General features: G+C 69.9%; 14 protein-coding genes and 3 pseudogenes. 8 read left to right on the top strand and 9 right to left on the bottom strand.

Features of this window, described 5'->3' with window-relative positions:
- A partial coding sequence (locus ACFFNX_RS25450; protein WP_378207208.1) for a hypothetical protein occupies nt 1-188 on the bottom strand: 188 nt, incomplete at its 3' end.
- A gap of 177 nt (nt 189-365) precedes the next feature.
- Here ACFFNX_RS25450 and ACFFNX_RS25445 point away from each other — a divergent pair.
- Nucleotides 366-623 (top strand): hypothetical protein, encoded by a 258-nt coding sequence (locus tag ACFFNX_RS25445; protein WP_378207205.1) that lies wholly within the window; start codon nt 366-368, stop codon nt 621-623.
- On the opposite strand, the gene ACFFNX_RS25440 is transcribed toward ACFFNX_RS25445, so the two are convergent.
- Together ACFFNX_RS25440 and ACFFNX_RS25435 are read right to left on the bottom strand one after the other, a co-directional pair.
- A complete protein-coding gene (locus tag ACFFNX_RS25440) occupies nt 589-1,383 on the bottom strand; it encodes an arylamine N-acetyltransferase family protein (RefSeq protein WP_378207202.1) in 795 nt (264 codons plus the stop codon). The two genes, ACFFNX_RS25445 and ACFFNX_RS25440, sit on opposite strands and share 35 nt — an antisense overlap.
- A 50-nt stretch (nt 1,384-1,433) precedes the next feature.
- Nucleotides 1,434-2,153 carry a L,D-transpeptidase family protein gene (locus ACFFNX_RS25435; RefSeq protein ID WP_378207199.1) on the bottom strand — a complete coding sequence of 240 codons (720 nt, stop codon included), beginning with the start codon at nt 2,151-2,153 and terminating at the stop codon, nt 1,434-1,436.
- 69 nt (nt 2,154-2,222) lie between these two features.
- On the opposite strand from ACFFNX_RS25435, the gene ACFFNX_RS25430 reads away from it, so the two are divergent.
- Nucleotides 2,223-2,870 carry a DUF1707 SHOCT-like domain-containing protein gene (locus ACFFNX_RS25430; protein WP_378207196.1) on the top strand — a complete coding sequence of 216 codons (648 nt, stop codon included), beginning with the start codon at nt 2,223-2,225 and terminating at the stop codon, nt 2,868-2,870.
- A 428-nt stretch (nt 2,871-3,298) separates the two neighbouring features.
- Here ACFFNX_RS25430 and ACFFNX_RS25425 read toward each other — a convergent pair whose 3' ends face one another.
- On the bottom strand, nt 3,299-4,966 hold the full coding sequence (locus tag ACFFNX_RS25425; RefSeq protein ID WP_378207193.1) for an MFS transporter: 1,668 nt from the start codon (nt 4,964-4,966) through the stop codon (nt 3,299-3,301).
- A gap of 282 nt (nt 4,967-5,248) precedes the next feature.
- Between ACFFNX_RS25425 and ACFFNX_RS25420 the strand changes: the two are divergent.
- The 4 genes and pseudogenes from ACFFNX_RS25420 to ACFFNX_RS25405 all read left to right on the top strand — a co-directional run.
- Nucleotides 5,249-5,374 (top strand): annotated as a pseudogene (locus tag ACFFNX_RS25420) (DUF4158 domain-containing protein); the annotation flags it as partial.
- A 44-nt stretch (nt 5,375-5,418) separates the two neighbouring features.
- Nucleotides 5,419-5,934 carry a DUF4158 domain-containing protein gene (locus ACFFNX_RS25415; RefSeq protein WP_378207190.1) on the top strand — a complete coding sequence of 172 codons (516 nt, stop codon included), beginning with the start codon at nt 5,419-5,421 and terminating at the stop codon, nt 5,932-5,934.
- Nucleotides 5,935-6,381: 447 nt separating this feature from the next.
- On the top strand, nt 6,382-7,179 hold the full coding sequence (locus ACFFNX_RS25410) for a Tn3 family transposase (protein ID WP_378207187.1): 798 nt from the start codon (nt 6,382-6,384) through the stop codon (nt 7,177-7,179).
- A 122-nt stretch (nt 7,180-7,301) separates the two neighbouring features.
- A pseudogene (locus tag ACFFNX_RS25405) lies at nt 7,302-7,885 on the top strand (Tn3 family transposase).
- Between the two features lie 72 nt (nt 7,886-7,957).
- On the opposite strand, the gene ACFFNX_RS25400 reads toward ACFFNX_RS25405, so the two are convergent.
- The 4 genes from ACFFNX_RS25400 to ACFFNX_RS25385 all read right to left on the bottom strand — a co-directional run bounded on the left by ACFFNX_RS25400 (nt 7,958) and on the right by ACFFNX_RS25385 (nt 11,780).
- A complete protein-coding gene (locus ACFFNX_RS25400; RefSeq protein WP_378207183.1) occupies nt 7,958-9,313 on the bottom strand; it encodes a S53 family peptidase in 1,356 nt (451 codons plus the stop codon).
- Between the two features lie 222 nt (nt 9,314-9,535).
- Nucleotides 9,536-10,525 carry an ABC-2 membrane transporter-related protein gene (locus tag ACFFNX_RS25395; protein ID WP_378207180.1) on the bottom strand — a complete coding sequence of 330 codons (990 nt, stop codon included), beginning with the start codon at nt 10,523-10,525 and terminating at the stop codon, nt 9,536-9,538.
- Nucleotides 10,522-11,388 (bottom strand): ATP-binding cassette domain-containing protein, encoded by an 867-nt coding sequence (locus tag ACFFNX_RS25390; RefSeq protein ID WP_378207177.1) that lies wholly within the window; start codon nt 11,386-11,388, stop codon nt 10,522-10,524. Before ACFFNX_RS25390 ends, ACFFNX_RS25395 begins: the two co-directional genes overlap by 4 nt.
- The gene (locus ACFFNX_RS25385) at nt 11,385-11,780 is read right to left on the bottom strand and encodes a GntR family transcriptional regulator (RefSeq protein WP_378207174.1); all 396 of its coding nucleotides are present in this window, start codon (nt 11,778-11,780) and stop codon (nt 11,385-11,387) included. Before ACFFNX_RS25385 ends, ACFFNX_RS25390 begins: the two co-directional genes overlap by 4 nt.
- Before the next feature lie 36 nt (nt 11,781-11,816).
- On the opposite strand from ACFFNX_RS25385, the pseudogene ACFFNX_RS52390 reads away from it, so the two are divergent.
- A pseudogene (locus ACFFNX_RS52390) lies at nt 11,817-12,146 on the top strand (zinc finger domain-containing protein); the annotation flags it as partial.
- The gene (locus ACFFNX_RS25380) at nt 12,147-12,929 is read left to right on the top strand and encodes a recombinase family protein (protein WP_378207171.1); all 783 of its coding nucleotides are present in this window, start codon (nt 12,147-12,149) and stop codon (nt 12,927-12,929) included.
- 106 nt (nt 12,930-13,035) lie between these two features.
- On the opposite strand, the gene ACFFNX_RS25375 is transcribed toward ACFFNX_RS25380, so the two are convergent.
- Nucleotides 13,036-13,401, bottom strand: a 366-nt coding sequence (locus ACFFNX_RS25375) for a zinc-binding dehydrogenase (protein WP_378207168.1), incomplete at its 5' end; no start/stop codon positions are given.

Raw genomic sequence — 13,401 nt, 5'->3', positions numbered from 1 at the left:
AACCCGGTCGCCGTCGCGGTGGCCAGCCCGGCCGCGAGGCCGCCCGAGCCGGGGGCGGCGGCGATGGCCACGCTGTCGGCCACCACGCAGAGCACCAGGGCGGCGATCTCGGCGACGAGCGGGCCACGGCGGACGACGGTCCCGCCCGTTCGCGGCGATGAGCCGCCCTCAGATCGCGCACCGGTCATGCCATCGAGGATGCCGCCTCTCCCCGATGCCCGGATCATCCGCGGGTTCGAATCGGGTCGGCCGAAAGTCGGAGGGGACGGCGCCAAGACCGAACGCGGGACCGAGGCGGGCCGCGGTGGTCTCTCGGCAACATTCGGAGCGACCGGACAGGAACGCAGACAGAGAAGGTGGTTTCGATGATGTCCGAGGAGAGGGAGCCCTGGCCCGCCGACGACCCGTGGTACCGGTTCACGCCGAGGAACCTCATCACCGGTTACCTGAGCCTGTTCGCCTCGCTGGTCTGCCTGGGCTGGAGCGTCATGAGCCTGCTCGACCACGACACCGGGACGCGGCAGACGATCTTCTTCGCGATATTCGGAGTGGTCGCGGTGATCTGGCTGGTGCGCACCACGAACGGGCTCAAGGTGCTCCTGCGCCGCCGCTCCGGCCGGTGAGGCGCCCGGCGACCTCGGGGACGCGGTCCAGTTCGACGCCGAACCAGGACCGGTAGGCGGCGAGCACCTCGGCGTCGCCGGTGAGCTCCCGCTCGTCACGCTCGCCGTCGACCGTACGGATGAGGGTGCGTCCGCTCAGGGTCACCCGGCCCGACTCGGTGAGCATCGAGCAGACGAGGGAGCGGGTGAAGTGCGACCTCGGCGAGGTGCGGTGCCACCAGCAGCCGGCCTCGAAGTCCTCCAGCGCGCGTGGCCGGGTCTCCAGGCGGTACTCCGGCCGGCCGTCCTTGATGACGTCGAGGTCGCCTTCGGGCGTCTCGGCGATCCGGAAGACGCCGCCGGGGTCCGGCTGGTCGCCACGGGCGTCCAGCCGCAGCGGGTGATGCGTGTGGGCGCCGAAGCCGACGTCGGCGAGCCACGGCCCGACCCGCAGCGCCATGTGGTCGTACGGCACGCCGAGCCGGTCACCGTCGAACACGCGGGCCGCGAGGAGCTCCACGTCGAAGCCGAGCGCGGCGAGCAGCGTCGCGAACGCCCCACCCAGCTCGTAGCAGAAGCCGCCGCGCCGGCGCCCGACGACCTTGGCGACGAGCGCCTCGGGGTCCAGGACGATGTCCTCGCCGAGATGGATGCTCAGGTTCTCGAAGGGCACCGCGAGCAGATGTCGGGTGTGCAGGTCGCGCAGCGCCTCGTCATCGGGCCGGGCCGGGCGTCCGGCCCCGATCCGGGCAAGGTAGGCGTCCACCCAGTTGTCGTTCACGGTCGCTATTTCCCCACATCATGGGAGGAGCGCACCATCGGCCGTGAGTCCTAGACCTGGCCGCGGAACAGCTCCGACCGCGGGCCCATGATGATCCGGTCGCCCGAAACGAGGGTCCGCATGATGCCGCGCAGCCGGGTCTCGTCGATCGAGACGCATCCCGCGGTCGGGGTCTTGCCGCCGACGTGGAAGAAGATGGCCGAGCCGTGTCCGGGCACCGGCCTGGGCCGGTTGTAGTCGATGACGACCGCCTGGCGGTACGACCCGAGCTGCATGATGGTGGACAGGTCCTCGTCCGCCGGGTGGCAGGTGCCCGAGTAGTAGTCGTTGTAGTGGCTCTCGCCGGGCGTGGCGCCCCAGCAGTCGCCGGAGTCGCGCAGCGTGCGGTACGGCAGCCGGGTGCCGGGGTCGCCCATGCCGAACGCCTGCGTGAAGGTGAAGGAGCCGGTCGGGCTCTTGCCGTCGCCCTCGCGCTTCTGGCCGGGGCGGGCGAAGCCGTTCACGCCCGCGCGCCCCTCCGTCTCGGTGAGCTTCGCCCACGAACGCCCCTTCTTGGCGCATTCGGTGACGACGACGTGGTTCGAGTCGTAGTCCGACGAGACCGCCACGACCAGGTGCTGAGCGCTGCCGGTGGGGTATCGCAGCCTGCCCTGAGAGATCGCCGAGCAGGGGTCGAACGGCGCGGCGGCGGCCGGGGGACCCAGAGCCGTGAGCGACGCGAGTGCGGCGCCCCCGGCCAGCGCGAGCGACGCCAGCGTCCTGTAGTTCACCGCTCCTCCAAGAGCGCGCCGGTACGAACGGGGGTACGCACTCGCGATCCGGCGCTTTAGTCTGTCTGCATGATGAATCTCCCTGAGCGGCGCGAGATGCGCATCTCCGACGCCGATCGGGACGACGTCGCCGCGATCCTCCGCGAAGCGGCCGGGGAAGGCCGCCTTGACCTGGAAGAACTCGACGAACGACTCAGCGCAGTGTACGCCGCGAAGACGTATGGTGACCTCGAGCCCATCACCCGTGACCTGCCGTCGGAGTCCCATTCCGCGCCGCGGGCCCCTTCCCGCGACCGGTTCGGCGGCACGCCCACCTCGACGATGGGCATCGGGATCCTCGGTGGCTTCGAGCGCAAGGGCGGCTGGGTGGCGCCCGAGACGTTCAACGCCGTGGCGTTCTGCGGCGGCGGCGTGGTGGACCTGCGCGAGGCGCGCTTCTCCGGCCCACAGATCACGATCCGGGCGTACGCCGTGATGGGCGGCGTGCAGATCCTCGTCCCCGAAGACGCCGAGGTGCACGTCGGCGGTCTCGGCATCATGGGCGGCTTCGACACACGGGCGACCGGCCCGGGCGCACCGGGCGCGCCACGAATCGTCGTCACCGGCGTGGCGTTCTGGGGCGGCGTCGGCGTCGAACGCAAGGCGACGGACGCGGAGCTCAAACGCCGCAAGCTCGAACGCAAGCAGCAGAAACAGCAGCGCCAGCTCGAACAGTGAGACGGGCCGCTCTCACCAGGTGAGAACGGCCCGCATCATTCCCGCCTGCCCAGCCGGACGGCGCCGCGCTTTGGTTCCGCGCCCTGGTGCCGCATCTCGGCGCTGGCGCCCCGGTCCCGCACTCCGGTCCCACGCCCTGATGCCGCATCTCGGCGTCGCGCCCTGGTCCCGCACCCTGTTCCCGCGTCCCGAGTCGCGGCCCCACGTCCCGCGCCCGTCCCGCGCCCGTCCCGCGCCCGTCCCGCGCCCGTCCCGCGCCCCTCCCGCCCGGGGGCTCCAGCCCACTTCCAGTGTCCAGGGCGAGGGGCGGAGGGCGGAAGATGCGCAGGGCGGCTGTGGATAACCTGCGGCCGATCACTACGGCTCATCACTGCGGCCGATCACTACGGCCCGTCATCCCGCTCGCTCCGGCCGCTCGCTCCGGCCGATCACTCCGGGCGGGCGCGCAGTGGCAGCAGGAACGCCGCGCCGAACGTCAGTGCCACCAGGCCGACCTCGATCCACAGCGTGAGGTTCATCGCCTGGCCGAACCCGCGCTTGGCCGACTGTTCGGCGGCGCGCGCCGCAGCCAGCCGTACCGGCGCCTCGGCGGTGCGCAGGTCGCCCTCCAGCCGTACGCACGAAGGCGGCACCTCCTCCTGGTCCTTGGCGGCCGCCCGGTCGTGGCCGCAGGTGCGCAGCTCGGTGACCAGGTGGTCCCGCATCGGCTGTTGGACACCGGCCGCGGCGAGGGCGCGCGGTGCGACCGTGTCGGTGGCGCCGGCGACATGGCTGCCGAGGAACCCGAAGAACAGCGTGCCCAGCACCGCGATGCCGAGCGTGCTGCCGAGTTGCTGTACGGCGGTGAGCGTGCCGGAGGCGGAGCCGGTCTCGTGCCTCTCCACGCTCGCCAGGACGATGTCGAAGAACGGCGCCATCAGCACGCCCATGCCCAGGCCGGTCAGGGCGAGCGCGGGGATCAGCTGCCAGGGTGAGACGTCGACGCCGGTCAGGTGCAGGGTGACGATGACGGCCGCGACGCCCGCGGCCATGACGATGAGGCCGGCGTGGAGGACCGTACGGCCGAACTTTTGGACGGCCTGGGCGACGCCGAACCCGCCGACCATGCCGACCGAGAGCGGCACGCCGACGAGGCCCGCCTTGAGCGGTGAGTAGCCGAGACCCAGCTGGGTGAAGAGGCTGAAGACCAACGAAAACCCGGAGATGCCGGCGAAGAACACGAGCCCGACGATCAGGCCGCCGGTGAAGCCGCGCTTGCGGAACAGGCCGGGCTCGACTAGCGGGTCACCGCCCGAGCGGCGCTTGCGCGCCTCGTACCAGCCGAAGAGTCCGAAGAGGGCGACCGCGACGGCCATGGAGACGAAGGTCCACGCGGGCCAGCCGAGCTCACGTCCCTGGACGAGCGGATAGACGATCAGGAGTGAGGCGAATCCGGCCAGCACCACGCCGACCAGGTCCAGTCGCGGCGGCCGTGCCGCCCGCGACTCCGGCAGGAAACGCAGGCCGCCGAGCAGCGCGAGCAGCCCCAGCGGCAGGTTGATCAGGAAGATCATGCGCCAGCCGGTGCCGAAGTAGTCGGCGTCGATCAGCCAGCCGGCCAGCACCGGACCGCCGACCGAGGACAGGCCCATCACCGGCCCGAACATGCCGAAGGCCGTCCCCATCTCCTGTTCGGCGAACATCTCCTTGATCAGGCCCAGGCCCTGGGGAAGCATCACGGCGCCGAAGAGCCCCTGTAGTCCTCGGCAGGCGATCAGCATCTCGGGCGACGGCGACACCGCGCACAGGAGCGAGCCGACGGTGAAGCCGAGCGCTCCGATCAGGAACATCCGCCGGCGGCCGACGATGTCGCCCAGCCGGCCGCCGGTGATGAGGCCGACCGCCATGGCCAGCGTGTACGCGGCGCCGAGCCACTGGATCGTGCTCGCGCCGCCGCCGATGTCGGCCCGGATGGACGGGGCCGCGATGTTCATGATCAGCGCGTCGAGCAGGTCCATGACCTCGGCGGCCAGCAGAACGAACAGCGCGATCCATCGCAAGGGATACGGCTCACGGGCCGCTTCGGGCCCCGTCAGGGACTCGGTCGACGTGGTCATGGTCTCCTCCGAGGTAACGAACAACGCTCCGGTATTGAACTATGATCGTTGCAAGAACGCCGTTCGTAGATTGAAAACAGCGTTCCACCGAAAGCTGGCGGGATGTCTCGTTCTCAGAGAAGATATATCGCGTCGTACCGACGGTCAAGACATATCGCGAATGCGGTAGACAGGGGCCCGCGGCTCGGGGTCGCCGTAGTACTCGCCGAGAATCGGGCGGATATGGCTGAGTAGGCTCCTGATCTGAGGATCTTGGGCTGGAGGTCGTGTTTGGCGACGCGGGTGTTCGCGGACGAGGAGTTGGAGCGTCTGCGGGGGTTTCCGGAGATCGGCCGGGATGAGTTGGCCAGGTTTTTCACGCTGACTCCGGCGGATGTCGCGTTTGTTGATCCCGGCCGCGGGCGTGGCCCGGCGGATCGGCTGGGGCTGGCGGTGTGGTGGCGTTGTGTACGTTGCCGTGGCTGGGTTTCGTTCCGGACGAGGTGTGCGCGGCACCGCCGGTGGCGGTCGCCCGGCTGGCAGATCAGCTCGGCGTTGACTCGGCCGTTTTACGGTCCTGTGGCGGGCGGGCGAAGACGCGGACCGAGCATCTGCGGCTGGCGGCGCGGTATCTAGGGTGGCGGCTGCCGACCGCGCTGGAGTCGAAGGAGCTGGACGAGTTCCTGTTGGCGCGGGCGATGGAGCATGACTCGCCGACGCTGCTGTTTCGGCTGGCGTGTGAGTACTTGATCTCGGCGAAGGTGATTCGTCCCGGCCCGGTGACGGTGGTGGAGCGGGTCGCGCATGCCCGCGCCGAGGCACAGCGGGAGACCTACGATCGCCTGGCGCACGAGTTCACTGACGAACGGTGCGCCGCGCTGGACAAGCTGCTGGTGGTCGATCCCGAGGTCAAGATGACTCGGTTGCGGTGGCTGTCGAGTTGCGGTGGCTGTCGACTGGCCCGGTGGAGGCGTCCCCGGCCGCGGTGAAAGCCGAGGCCGCGAAGCTGGAGTTCCTGCGTGGCCTGGGCACGGACACCCTAGATCTATCGGTGCTGCCTGCCGAACGGCGCCGATTCCTGGCGACCGTAGGCCGTCGGTTGACTGCGCAGGCGCTGGAGCGGCGCGATCCGCAACGCCGGTATCCGATTTTGTTGACGCTGCTGACGCAGTCGGCCACCGATGTGCTCGACGAGGTGGTGCAGCTGTTCGACCAGGCGGTCTCGGCGCGGGAGAGTAAGGCCGAACGGAAGATGCGTGACGTCTTGGCCCATCGCGGCAAGGCCGGGGAGGACCGGCAGGCGTTGCTGGACGCGATCCTCGCGATTGCCGCTGACCCGACGGTGCCGGATGAGGAGGTCGGCGGGCTGATCCGGGGTGAGCGGGGCGCCGGACGGGTTTGTGCCCGCCAGGTGGCATGGCTACTTGGGAGCCGCGGTGACCTCTGGCAACGCCAGCGCCTACCGGCACTACTGGGAGCTGTGTGTGCTGTTGGCGCTGCGGGACGGCCTGCGCAGCGGGGATGTGTTCGTGCCGGGTTCACGCCGCTATTCCGACCCGGCCGCTTGCCTGCTGACCCTGGACAAGTGGGCCGATCAGCGCGTGGAGTTCTGCAGGTTGGTCGGCAAACCTGTAGAGGCTTTTCGCGCGCTGGCCCGCGCGGAGGACGAACTGGGCGAGGCGCTCGGTGAGTTGGAGGAGGTCCTGGCGGCCGGGGATGGCCCGGTGCGGCCGGACGACGATGGTGACCTGGTGATCTCGCCGTTGTCGGCGGAGGACGTGCCGGCCGAGGCGGTGGCGCTCAAGGCGGAGCTGACCGAGATGCTGCCGTTCGTGCCGATCGTGTCGTTGCTGAACGAGCTCGACAAGCGCACCGGGTTCCTGGACTGCTTCGCCCACGCTGGCGGCAAGCAGGCCCGCAGCTCGGAGTTGAAGCGGAACTTGATCGCGGTGCTGATCGCGCATTCCACCAACTTGGGGTTGACGCGGATGGCCGACGCATGCGGCATCTCCTACGACGTGCTCGCGTGGACATCTGCGTGGTATGTGCGTGAGGAGACGCTGCGCGCGGCGAACCTGGCGATCATCGGCTATCACCAGCGGCTGCCGCTGACCCCGGTCTTCGGCGCTGGCACTTTGTCCTCCAGCGATGGCCAGCGATTCCCGACGCGGGGCAAGTCGATTACCGCCCGGGTCGATTACCGCCCGGGCGTTGAGCCGGTATTTCGCGCATGAGGGGCTGTCGACGTACACGCACGTGACCGACCAGCACAAGCATCCGGGATCTGGGCAAGATCACCCTCTACCGCACTGGGCCCCGCTCTGAGGCGTAAGCGGCGTTCCCGCTCACCGGGCCCCTGCTGACCCGCCGACTCAACACCGATCTGATCGCCGAGCACTACGACGACCTGCTCCGGCTGGCCGGGTCGCTGAAGTTCGGGCACGCCACCGCCTCGCTGCTGGTCGGCAAGCTATCGGCCTCCGGCCGGCAGAACGCCCTGGCCGCGGCGTTGAAGGAGTACGGGGCGCTGCGGCGGACGATCTACGCCGCCCGCTACCTGGCCGACCCGGCGTACCGGCGCAAGATCGCCCGGCAACTGAACAGGGCGAGTCGCTACACGCCCTCAAACGGGACTTGCTGTACGCCCATGAGGGGACCGTGCGCGCCCGCCACCTCGAGGCGCAGACCGAACAAGCATGGTGCCTCACATTGGTCACCAACGCCGTGGCCGCCTGGACGACCGAGTACTACGGGCTGGCCGTGGAGTCGATGCGCGCGACCGGGCGGCGCATCGACGATGAGGTCCTGGCCCACATTTCCCCAGCGCACAGTGAGAACATCAACTTCTTCGGCTCCATCGACGTCGACATCGAGGGCGAACTCGCGCAGCTCGGCCCCACCGGGTACCGGCCGCTGCGGGTGCGGGACACATTGTTCTGACCGGCCCACGGTTTACTGGTGGGCTTCGCGTATTCGTTCAGCGCGCACTCGTCCGTGACGTCGTCTTTTCGGTCACCGGATGTGACTGCCCGGGGCGTAGCGGGTGAGCAGGGGGACGAGTACGCGTGCGTTGGGACTGCCCCAGCCGGTGACGGGGTCGTAGCCGGGTGCCGCCCGGTAGCCGCTGATCGTTTTGTCGGAGACCGTCACGGTGTTGTCCCCCGTGGTCACGTCGTGGAACGCGCCGTGGTGGCCGGCGCTGTGGCCGATGCGGTAGATGACGGGGTTGACGAAACCCAGGTCGTGTCCGGCGGACTGGTTGGCCAGGGCGATCAGCGCGGCCCACAGCGGGGTGCTGGCGCTGGTGCCGCCGGCTCCGAAGATGGTGTCTCTCTGGTCGCTGCCGCTGATGACCATCGCCATGCCGGTGCTGGGAGCGGCGTCGGCGGCCACGTCGGGCACCGCCCGGCCGACGTTGGTGCCGGAGACGCCGTCCTGGTAGTCCGGCCGGGAGAACAGGTGGCTGAAGCCTCCGCCCGTGCCTTGGGAATGTGAAGGGACACTCCAGGCGGTCTCGCCGATGTAGGCGCCAGTTTGGTGGCTGGCTTTGAAAATGGTGCCGCCGGCGGCCAGGACGAGTGGGTCCGAGGCCGGCGCGCTGACCTCCTTGACCGGGGTCCAAGGATCCTGGCGGGTGGAACCGGGGCAGGGCCTGCTCACGGCGCCGGTGTCACCTGAGCCGGCGACGACTGTGACATGACGGTTCCGTGCTGCTTGCAGCACCGCGTGCTGCCGGGCGATCTGGGTGCCGGTGAGGCAGTGCTCGCCCCAGCCTGCGCTGATCGAGATCACGTCGGTGTGGGAGAGGCCGCGTCGCAGCGCACCGGTCAGCGCGGCCATGGCGCTGGCGGGGCTGCTCAGGGCGGTCGGCTCGACCAGGACCACGCGGATCGTCGCAGCCGGGGCGAGCGCGTGCAGGATCTGGACGTCTTGTACCTCCTCCTGGTTGGCCAGCCACGGCGAGGCGTCTCCGGCGAGCGTGGGGTCGACCTTCAGCCGTGCGGCGGGCAGGCCGAACAGGCCGTCGAATCGCCTCATGTCCTGGCGGATATCGCTGACCTTGGGCGGCGACACCGGCTGCTGTACGCCGAGTGCGGGCACCATGATGGTCTGGCCGCGGCCGTCGATCCCATGGTCCAGTAGTGGCTGGATGCCGTAGGCCACCCGGAGCTGGCGCGGGGTGTAGCAGGTGGCCAGGGAGTCGCAGTCCGTCGCCACGCTGTCGGGTGGAGTGGCTGCTGCCGCCTGGACGGTCCGGTCGCCGGTGGGCGCGCATCCGGCCGCGGCAATGAGCATGCCCGCTGCGGCGAGACCCGTCGCGATCCGCGCCCATACGTGCGGACGGGCGGTCATTCGGAACTTGATCACGTTGTCTCCATGGGGGCGTTGTTCGTGGAGTGGCTTGAGCACGACGGGCGAGACTCCAGACGCGGCCGGGATGCCCACGGCGCCGCAGGCAGGCGGCACGTGGGCTCCTCTTCGTCTTGAGCCTTCGCCCGGACCTGGCAGGCGGAGGTCTAGGTTCGGACCGTTTGTGCGCCACGGGTGAGACCAGGCACGTATCGGCCGGGCCCCGAGTGCCGGTAGGGGTCAGGTGCTGCGGCTGTGTAGCAGCCCGATGGTGATGCCGGCGAGCACGACGGCGAGGCCGATGAACAGGGAGGCCTCGATGATCTGGAAGGTCCAGAACCGGCTCGCGGGCTGGTAGACGACCTTGAGGTGCAGTCCGAGCCCGCGCAGGTAGGCGTCGGCGGCGGGGCCGCCGAGAGCGTTCCTCCGCTGGGAGATCTGCTCCTGGAGGGCGGTGGTGACCGGGTGACCGGTCTTGTCGACCAGGCCCTGGCTGAGGGTCCAGCCCGGCGTGCCCGGCGTGGTGGGCACGGTCATCGGGCCGATGCTGCCCCAGTGGCCGCTTGGAGGCAGCAGGTGGGTCACCGGCGTCTGGTATCGCTGCCGCAGCCAGAACTCCACCGGGAGACGCAGCGCCATGAACGCGGCGAACGCCGCGACGATCGCCGGGACCGTGCGGCGGAGCACCTGCCCCGCCAGGACGCCCGCCGCGAAGGCGAAGAGCGTGTACCCGGTGAGTGAGAGCCCTTCGAGATCGAACGCCCCCGGGGAGAATCTGCCGGACACATCGTCGATCGGGCCGCGGAACCAGCCGAAGATCCCGCCGAGGACCACCGTGGTCACCACGATCCCGAGACCGACCAGCAGGATCTTGGCGATCAGCCACCGGGTCCGGGGCACCGCCTGGGTCCAGGCCAGGCGCCAGGTGCCGTGCTCGTACTCGCGGCCGAGCAGGCTCGCGCCGATAGTCGCGCCGATCAGGCCGGGTACCGGGGTGAACCAGGTCAGCAGGTGGTTCGCGATGCCGTTGAACCGGTTCATGAACGCGGACATGGCGGACTGGCAGCCGTCACCGCCGGTGCCGTGGACCAGGCACGGTCCAACGCCGTGCTGGTCATAGGCGCCGCGGATCGCGTGGCCGTACGGGAGGAAGACCAGGGCGGTGACGGCGATCAGCGCCAGGCCGGCGAACGCCTGGACGCGGTGCTGCCGCCAGGTGAGCCAGATCATCGGGTGAGCTCCGTCGGTCGTTCGAGGTAGGCGAGGATGAGTTCTTCCAGGCCGACCGGCTGAGATCGCCAGGTCGGATGCAGATCGGGCCCGGTCTCGGTGCGGACCAGCAGGTCGGTGTGGCGGTCGCTGTACGTGGCACGGACCAGCCCGGGCATCGACGCTTCGGCGTCGGTGCGCGGCCCGGTGAGCATCCGGTGGCCGGCCAGGACCTCCTCGATCGCGCCGGCGAGTTGGGGTGTGCCACCTTTCAGGAGCACCAGCCAGTCACACGCCGCCTCCAGATCGGCGATCACGTGGGAGGACAGCAGGACGGTGATCTCGTCTTCGGCGACGGCGGCCATCACCGTGCGCATGAAGTCGCGGCGCGCGATCGGATCGAGGTTGGCCAGCGGCTCGTCCAGAACCAGGAGGGCGGGACGCTTGGCGAGCGCCAGTGCCAACGCGACCTGGGCCTGCTGGCCGCCGGACAGACTTCCGGCACGCTTGGCGAGGGGGATGGCGAGTTCTCCCAGCCTGCGTTCGGCCAGTGGCTGATCCCAGCGCAGGTTGAGTGCGCGTCCCATCCGGAGCAGGTCGGACACCGAGAATCCCTGGTAAAGCGGGTGTTCCTGGGCGACGAAGCCGACCTTTGCCAGCGCCTCGGCCGAGCCCGCGCGGGCGTCCTGGCCGAGAACCTCGACGGTGCCCTCTGTCGGGTGCAGCAGGCCGGTGACCAGTTGCAGCAGTGTGGTCTTTCCCGCGCCGTTCGGGCCGACCAGCGCGATCACCGACCCGGCGGGCAGCCGCAGGGTGCAGTCCCGCAACGCCCACGCCTTGCCGTACCGCAGACCGAGGCTCTTGGTCTCCAGTGCCGTGTTCACGCCACTCCCTCCGCCCTCAACTCGTTGCGGATGGTGGCGAACATGGCCGTGACCATCTCGTCATCGAGCCCGGCGGCATAGGCGTCGCGGACCCACTGTTCGAGCGAGCGACGCAACCGGGCGTGCGCCCCCGGGGCCACCGGCTCGACGGAGGCGGTGATGAAAGTGCCCTGTCCCGGCCGAGGTGTCACCATCCCCTCGTTCTCCAGCTGGCGGTAGGCCTTCACCACCGTGTTCGGATTGATCGCCAAGGAGGCGACCACCTCCTTCACGGTCGGCAGCTGGTCCCCGGAGTGCAGGTAACCCAGCAACAACGCCTGCCGCACCTGCTGGACGATCTGCAGATAGGGCGGGACTCCGCTGGAGCCGTCCAATCGGAACTGGAACAACACTCAATACCCTTCTTCTATGAAGTTAGTAGAACGGTAATGATCGCCTCGTGTTGCGTCAAGGCAGGGGAAGCGGCGTCAAGGATCCCGCCTTCTCGTAAACGGTCCATTCTGAGAACGCCAGCTCGGCAGGCCGCCGGAGCAGCACGCGGGCCGGATTTCGTCTCAAAACTCGTTCTCACGATTCCGGGAGTGAGCAGCGACCGAGAACCCGCCACGTTGTCCGATGCCGACGAGGTCGAGCGCCATCCGTGCCCGAGATGCGCCGTCCAGCCGGGCTCGCCGTGTCGGACCCGTTCCGGAGCGGTCGCCGGCACCTATCACACCGCCCGATTCACGAGGGTGCCCCAGCTGGCCAAGGAATTGCGGGTGCCGACGCCGTCCGACCGGGGACCGGGGCAGCCGTGGCGGGCGGGTACACCGCCGCCGGCGCCGATCCTGGCGGACACGCCGAGTGCGGACATCCGCATCGGCTACGCTCGCTGCTCCCACCTGACCCAAGAACTTCAGTCCCAGCTCGATGCCCTGGCCGCGGCGGGCATCCCGCGCGAGAAGATCTTCGCCGAGAAAGTCTCCACCCGCGTGCGGGTCCGCCCCGAGTTTGAGAAGGCCCTGGAGGCGTGCCGGCAGATCAAGGCGCACGCCCCGCACTGCCGGGTGATCCTCACCGTGTACGAGATGAAGCGGCTCGGCCGCGACTCCGCCGAACTGACCGCGCTGGCCGACCACCTCACCACGCACGGCATCGCCCTGGAAATGCTGGCCGGACCGCTGACCGGGATCTACGACCCGTCCGGCACCGGGCGGGTGCTGTTCGCGTTCTTCGCCGCGATGGCCGAAACCGAACGCGAGAACATCCGCGAAGCCACCCTGGAGGGTCTGAACGCCGCCGCCCGCAAGGGAAACCACGGCGGTCGGCCCCCGGTGATCACCGAGGACATGCTGCACACCGTGCTGCGGCGCCGCGCCCGCGGCGAGTCCGTCGAGGACATCCGGCCGGACCTGATCATCCCCACCGGCAAGCGCAAGGGCCGCAACCCGAGCCTGGCCAGCGTCTACCGGGCTCTGGCCGAGCACGGCAAGCGCCAGCGCTACCCCGAGGCCATCGAGCGGGCCCACGCCGACCTCGCCGCCATCCAGGCCAACATCTGACCGCTGCAGCCGGACCGCCGCATCACCGCTGGTCAGTCATATCCGCCCGATTTCCGGCGAGTACTACCGCAACCCCGGCTCTCGCCGCCGGTTCGTTCGCGGCCGGTCAGGGCAGCAGGAGCGTCCGCCCGATGACCTCACGTGCCTCGATCGCGGCGTGGGCGTCGGCGGCGCGCTCCAGCGGGAAGGTCCGGCCGACGACCGGCCGCATCCGCCCGTCCACCGCCTCGGCCAGCGCCCGGGCGAGGACCTGCCGCATCTCCTCCGGCGCGAGCTGGAGGTCGCCGATGCCGCTGACGGTGATGTCGCGTTTCTCCGCCTCGGCGGGGTCGAGCACGGCGAACCCGCCGGAGGGCGCCCCGTGGGCCGAGAACCGGCCGCCGCCCGCGGTCACCTCGAACGCCGCCCGTCCGATCGCGCCGCCCGCACCGTCGAGGACCACGTCGGCTCCCGCGCCGCCGGTCACCTCGCG

The sequence above is a fragment of the Actinoallomurus acaciae genome, assembly GCF_042429965.1.
In the GTDB taxonomy this organism is placed as follows: Bacteria; Actinomycetota; Actinomycetes; order Streptosporangiales; family Streptosporangiaceae; genus Actinoallomurus; species Actinoallomurus acaciae.
This window is presented reverse-complemented; position numbering and strand designations above follow the sequence as displayed.

Coding starts and splice junctions, on each gene's coding strand:
- ACFFNX_RS25445 (WP_378207205.1), top strand. CDS start 366: ATGATGTCCGAGGAGAGGGAGCCCTGGCCCGCCGACGACCCGTGGTAC.
- ACFFNX_RS25430 (WP_378207196.1), top strand. CDS start 2,223: ATGATGAATCTCCCTGAGCGGCGCGAGATGCGCATCTCCGACGCCGAT.
- ACFFNX_RS25425 (WP_378207193.1), bottom strand. CDS start 4,966: ATGACCACGTCGACCGAGTCCCTGACGGGGCCCGAAGCGGCCCGTGAG.
- ACFFNX_RS25395 (WP_378207180.1), bottom strand. CDS start 10,525: ATGATCTGGCTCACCTGGCGGCAGCACCGCGTCCAGGCGTTCGCCGGC.